Source organism: Phenylobacterium sp. (assembly GCF_031360265.1).
Lineage (GTDB): Bacteria > Pseudomonadota > Alphaproteobacteria > Caulobacterales > Caulobacteraceae > Phenylobacterium.
This window is the reverse complement of record NZ_JANMBF010000094.1, coordinates 1-4,894: the sequence shown is the minus strand read 5'-3', so window position 1 is coordinate 4,894 and position 4,894 is coordinate 1. Positions and strand designations below refer to the sequence as shown.

General features: G+C 68.3%; 9 protein-coding genes. 5 read left to right on the top strand and 4 right to left on the bottom strand.

Features of this window, described 5'->3' with window-relative positions:
* The first annotated feature begins 235 nt into the window (after positions 1–235).
* Positions 236–1,204: a polyprenyl synthetase family protein gene (locus tag RMN86_RS08195; RefSeq protein WP_309605343.1), complete on the top strand. Its 969-nt coding sequence runs from the start codon at positions 236–238 to the stop codon at positions 1,202–1,204.
* On the opposite strand, the gene RMN86_RS08190 is transcribed toward RMN86_RS08195, so the two are convergent.
* From RMN86_RS08190 to fumC, 4 genes are read right to left on the bottom strand one after another with little or no spacing between them, the layout of a single operon-like run.
* Positions 1,201–1,512, bottom strand: coding sequence for a CcdB family protein (locus tag RMN86_RS08190; protein ID WP_309605341.1), 312 nt, complete (start codon positions 1,510–1,512; stop codon positions 1,201–1,203). The genes RMN86_RS08195 and RMN86_RS08190 overlap by 4 nt on opposite strands.
* Positions 1,513–1,752 carry a type II toxin-antitoxin system CcdA family antitoxin gene (locus RMN86_RS08185; protein WP_309605340.1) on the bottom strand — a complete coding sequence of 80 codons (240 nt, stop codon included), beginning with the start codon at positions 1,750–1,752 and terminating at the stop codon, positions 1,513–1,515. It abuts the gene before it with no gap.
* Between the two features lie 51 nt (positions 1,753–1,803).
* Positions 1,804–2,052 (bottom strand): hypothetical protein, encoded by a 249-nt coding sequence (locus RMN86_RS08180; RefSeq protein ID WP_309605339.1) that lies wholly within the window; start codon positions 2,050–2,052, stop codon positions 1,804–1,806.
* Between the two features lie 41 nt (positions 2,053–2,093).
* Positions 2,094–3,485 carry a class II fumarate hydratase gene (gene fumC / locus RMN86_RS08175; protein WP_309605338.1) on the bottom strand — a complete coding sequence of 464 codons (1,392 nt, stop codon included), beginning with the start codon at positions 3,483–3,485 and terminating at the stop codon, positions 2,094–2,096.
* A 114-nt stretch (positions 3,486–3,599) separates the two neighbouring features.
* Between fumC and RMN86_RS08170 the strand changes: the two genes are divergently transcribed.
* Genes RMN86_RS08170 through RMN86_RS08155 form a run of 4 tightly spaced genes read left to right on the top strand, consistent with a single transcriptional unit; the run spans position 3,600 to position 4,823 of the window.
* Positions 3,600–3,848: a type II toxin-antitoxin system prevent-host-death family antitoxin gene (locus RMN86_RS08170; protein WP_309605337.1), complete on the top strand. Its 249-nt coding sequence runs from the start codon at positions 3,600–3,602 to the stop codon at positions 3,846–3,848.
* An 8-nt stretch (positions 3,849–3,856) separates the two neighbouring features.
* A complete protein-coding gene (locus RMN86_RS08165; protein WP_309605336.1) occupies positions 3,857–4,249 on the top strand; it encodes a type II toxin-antitoxin system VapC family toxin in 393 nt (130 codons plus the stop codon).
* A 53-nt stretch (positions 4,250–4,302) separates the two neighbouring features.
* On the top strand, positions 4,303–4,626 hold the full coding sequence (locus tag RMN86_RS08160; protein ID WP_309605342.1) for a RusA family crossover junction endodeoxyribonuclease: 324 nt from the start codon (positions 4,303–4,305) through the stop codon (positions 4,624–4,626).
* Positions 4,627–4,628: 2 nt separating this feature from the next.
* Positions 4,629–4,823: a DUF2007 domain-containing protein gene (locus RMN86_RS08155; protein WP_309605335.1), complete on the top strand. Its 195-nt coding sequence runs from the start codon at positions 4,629–4,631 to the stop codon at positions 4,821–4,823.
* The last annotated feature ends 71 nt before the right edge of the window (positions 4,824–4,894 follow it).

The window sequence follows — 4,894 nt, the reverse complement described above, 5'->3', positions numbered from 1 at the left end:
CGATAGCCTCGCGCGGGCTGGCGCAGGCGTACGCGGCCGTCTAGCAGACGGTCTTCAGTGACGGCATCCATTTGGGCTGGCCTTGGTGTAGAAGGGGGTGCGGCGCTCGTCGCTTGACCGTGTCCTATCGCGTCACCATTGTCCCGGCAAACGGCGGCTGGTGGGCCCCGGACGCCTTGGACGATAAGGATTACCTCGCTTGGAAGCCGCCCAGGCCGTTGCCGCGCCGCCCTCCCTGGACCTGCTGCTGAAGCTGGCCGGGCCCGACATGCGCGCCGTCGACGCCCTCATCCGCGAACATATGGACAGTCCCGTGCCGGTGATCCCGGCGCTGGCCGACCACCTGATTGCGGGCTCGGCCAAGCGGTTGCGCCCGCTGCTGACCATCGCGGCGGCCCGGCTCTGTGGCGCCCGTGACGACAACTGCCTGAAGCTGGCGGCGGCGGTGGAGTTCATTCACACCGCCACCCTGCTGCACGACGACGTGATCGATTCCTCCGAGCTGCGCCGCGGCCGGGTGGCCGCCCACCTGATCTGGGGCGCGCCCTCGAGCGTGCTGGTCGGCGACTTCCTCTTCGCCAGGGCGTTCGAGCTGATGGTCGCGGCGGGCTCGATGCCGGCGCTGGAGATCCTGGCCCGCGCCAGCCGGGTGATCGCCGAGGGCGAGGTGCTGCAGCTGACCCGCGCCCATGACCTCGACCTCGACCAGGCCACCTATCTGGAGATCATCCGGGCCAAGACCGCCGAGCTGTTCGCCGCCGCCGCGGAGGCCGGCGCGGTCTCCGCTGGCGCCTCGCCCGGGCGGCGGCGCGCGCTGCGCCAGTATGGCCAGGACCTGGGGCTGGCGTTCCAGCTGGTCGATGACGCGCTGGACTATTCGGGCGACAGCCAGACGCTGGGCAAGAACCCCGGCGACGACTTCCGTGAGGGCAAGGCGACCCTGCCGCTGCTGCTGACCATGGCCCGCGCCGGGGCCGGCGAGCGCGACTTCTGGGTCCGCACCATCGACCGGCGCGACCAGACCGAGGCCGACTTTACCCGCGCCCGCGAGCTGATGCGCCAGACCGGGGCGCTGAAATCGACCCTGGAGCTGGCCGCCGGCTACGCCGCCAGCGCCAAGGCGGCGCTGGCCGACTTCGGCGGCAATCCCTGGCGCTCGGCGCTGGAAGACCTCGCCGACGTCGCGGTGATGCGGACGGCTTAGAAGCCGGTGAAGACGCGGTCGAGGGCGCGGCGGATGGCGTCTTCGTGCGCAGCCAGGCTGCCGACGCAGCCTTTCAGCCGCGAGGGCTCGATACCCGCCAGTTCCGGGACGGACAGGACATAGCGCTGGTTGTCGAAGGCGAGCTTCACGCTGGCGTCTGAATAGGCGGATCGATCATCGTCGATGAGCAACGGCGCAACTATGGTCGTGGGGACCGCAGCCAGGAAGTGCGACTGCAACACGACGACATAGGGTGCGGCTTCGCGGGACCGATCTGAAGGATTTGGAAAGACGTCAAACTGGCGCAACTACCAGGTCCTGAGGTCCTCGCCGAACACGCCGTACCTTTCGATGCGCTCGCGATGCGCCTGAATGGCCTCGGCGTTTTCCGCTGCCCACCTGGCTGCCCGCGCCTCGGTTTCAGCGGGGCTCATCCGCTGCAACATGGCGCGGCGAATGGCGTCCTCCGCAACGCGGCTGGCCGCCACGCCGACCGCCTCGGCTTCGGCGAGGAGTACGGGATCGATCTTCAGTTCACCTTTGCCCATGGCCGCCAGACTACCAGAGTGCGCCCGGCGGGTCATCTTTGAACGACCGCCTCAGGCCTCCGAGAACGGATGCGGCAGCTGGCCGGACTTGAACAGGATCACCGGGTTTTCGTCGTAGTCGCCAAGCTCGGTGTCGGCCGTGGCGGCGAACGCCACGACTCCCCGCCGCAGAGGCGCCAGCCGTTCGGCCTTGCGCCGCGCCTCCTCGGCGGTCTTGCAGCCGACCTGCTGCTCGGCCTTCAGCGCCTTGCCGCGCCCGGCGACATAGCTCTGCAGGATGTAGACGGTTTCACGGGCCATGGCGCCTTCACGCGCCCCCAGGCGAGTCCCGTCAATGGCGTTCAGCCGGGGCCGATCATGGTCTCCGGTCGGACCAGCCGGTCGAACGCCTCGTCGGTGACATAGCCGCCGCCGACCGCCTCCTCGCGCAACGTCGTGCCGTTCTTGTGCGCCGTCTTGGCGATCTTGGCGGCGTTGTCGTAGCCGATGGTGGGGGCCAGCGCGGTCACCAGCATCAGCGAGCGTTCCAGATTGGCCCTGATGTTGTCCTCCCGCGCCTCAGTCCCGACCACCATGTTGTCGGTGAAGGACACCGCCGCGTCGCTCATCAGCCGGCAGGACTGCAGGAAGTTGTAGGCCATCACCGGGTTGAAGACGTTCAGCTCGAAGTGGCCCTGGCTGCCGGCGAAGGCGATAGCCGTCTGGTTGCCCATGATGTGGGCGCAGACCATGGTCAGCGCCTCGGCCTGGGTGGGGTTGACCTTGCCCGGCATGATCGAGGAGCCCGGCTCGTTTTCCGGCAACGCCAGTTCGCCAAGCCCGGCGCGCGGGCCGCTGCCCAGGAAGCGCAGGTCGTTGGCGATCTTGAACAGAGCGCCAGCCGCCGCCGTCAGGGCGCCGTGGCTGAACACCATGGCGTCATGGGCCGCCAGCGCCTCGAACTTGTTGGGCGCGGTGATGAACGGCAGCCGGGTGATCGCCGCGATCCGCTCGGCGACCTTCTCGGCAAAGCCAAGGGGGGCGTTGAGGCCGGTCCCCACCGCCGTGCCGCCCTGGGCGAGCTCATAGAGGCCGTAGAGGGTATCCTTCAGCCGGCGCACCGACATGGCGATCTGGTGCGAATAGCCGCCGAACTCCTGGCCGAGCGTCAGCGGGGTGGCGTCCTGGGTGTGGGTGCGGCCGATCTTGATGATGTGGGCGAACTGCTTGCTCTTGGCCGTCAACGCGGCGTGCAGGTGCTCCAGCGCCGGCATCACGCGGCGGGCCACTTCCTCCGCGCAGGCGATGTGCATGGCCGTCGGATAGGTGTCGTTCGACGACTGGCTCATGTTGACGTGGTCGTTGGGGTGGATCGGCGTCTTGGAGCCCATGACCCCGCCCAGCATCTCGATGGCGCGGTTGGCGATCACCTCGTTGGCGTTCATGTTCGACTGGGTGCCCGACCCGGTCTGCCAGACCACCAGCGGGAAGTGGTCGTCGAGCTTGCCATCGATGACCTCCTGAGCCGCCGCGACGATGGCTTCGGCGACCTTCGGATCGATCTTGCCCAGAGCCAGGTTGGCCTCGGCCGCCGCTCGCTTGACCACGCCCAGCGCCCGGACCACCGGGATCGGCTGCTTCTCCCAGCCGATCTTGAAGTTCTGCAAGGACCGCTGGGTCTGGGCGCCCCAGTAGCGGTCGGCGGCAACCTCGATGGGGCCGAAGGTGTCGGTCTCGGTGCGGGTGGCGCTCATCGGGGTCTCCACGTGCGGGCGGGGCCGGTTTAGCGAGACGGCGCGAGACTGCAAGGCGCTTGCGACAGGACCGGGGGAGGCTCATATAGCCAGATACCTAGCCAGGAGCGGCGAATGCGTGTCGGCGTGTTGGAAGCCAGAAACCGACTGTCGGAACTGCTCGCCGCCGCTCAACGGGGCGAGGAGGTGGTGATCACCAAACGCGGCGAACCGGTCGCGACCTTGAACGCCATCCACAAACGCCTGACCCGGGAGGAAGGCGAAGCGCTGCTGACGCGAGTTCGGGCGCGGCGAGAGTCGCTGGGCTTCACAACGACCATCGAGGAAATCAGGGCCGATATCGCAGAGGGTCGCCGCTATTGAGTGCATTTGTGCTCGACGCTTCGACAGTGCTCGCCTGGTTGCTGAAGGACGATCGCGCGGCGCAGGCTGAGGCCCTGGTCCGCCGTGGCATGCGCGATGGCGCCGCAGCTCCGCGCTTGATGCTGCTGGAGGTGCCCAACGGATTGCGGAACCGCCTCAGACGCGGACAGATTGCACACGCCCAGCGAGACGGAATGCTTGAGGACTTTCTCGGGTTGCCGATCGAGTGGGATGACGATGTTGACGCCTGGGCGCTGGTCCGCCTGTCGGACCTGCACGACCTGACCGTCTATGACGCCGCCTATCTGGACGTTGCAAGTCGGCTTCGGCTGCCCTTGGCCACTCTCGATCAACGGCTGGCGCGTGCGGCGGTGGCCGCGGGCGTTGCCGTCGTGCCGTGACGGAGCCCTGGACCCAGCACGGCAAGGTCCGCGCCCGAGAGCGGGGCGGCGCGATGGAGCTTGAGGTCGATGGCCTCACCACCCAGGCGAAATACTACAAGCCGCTGATCCATGAGTTCTTCCACAAGGCCTGGCGCGGCTCCCGCCCGACCTGGGGCGATTTCGCCGTGGAAATCCGCATGGAACATATCGGTGATCCACCTTGGATGGACCTCGACAACCTGGCCAAGGCAATCCTCGACGCCCTCAAGGGCTACGCCTTCCACGACGACGCCCAGGTCGCCCGCCTGCTGGTGGAGCGCGCGGCGGGAGAACGCGAACAGATCCTGGTCCGGGTGCGTCGGCTGCCCGACCCGCCCGCGGCGGGTGGAGCCTGAGTATGATCGCCATCTTGGAAACCGAGGATCCGGTGCGGCTGAGCTACCTGAAGATGATCCTGGAGGCGGCCGACCTGCATCCGTTCATCTTCGACGCCGACACGGCCTACCGCCAGTTGCCCGTCCGCCTGATGGTCCCCGACAGCGAGGTGGAGCAGGCGTTGCGGCTGATCGCCGAGGTCGAAGGCGCCCCGTGAATCGAAGCGGGGGCGCGGGGGGGGGGGGGGCCGCGGGGTTGGGGGACCTGGTGCCGGGGGGGGGGGGGGGG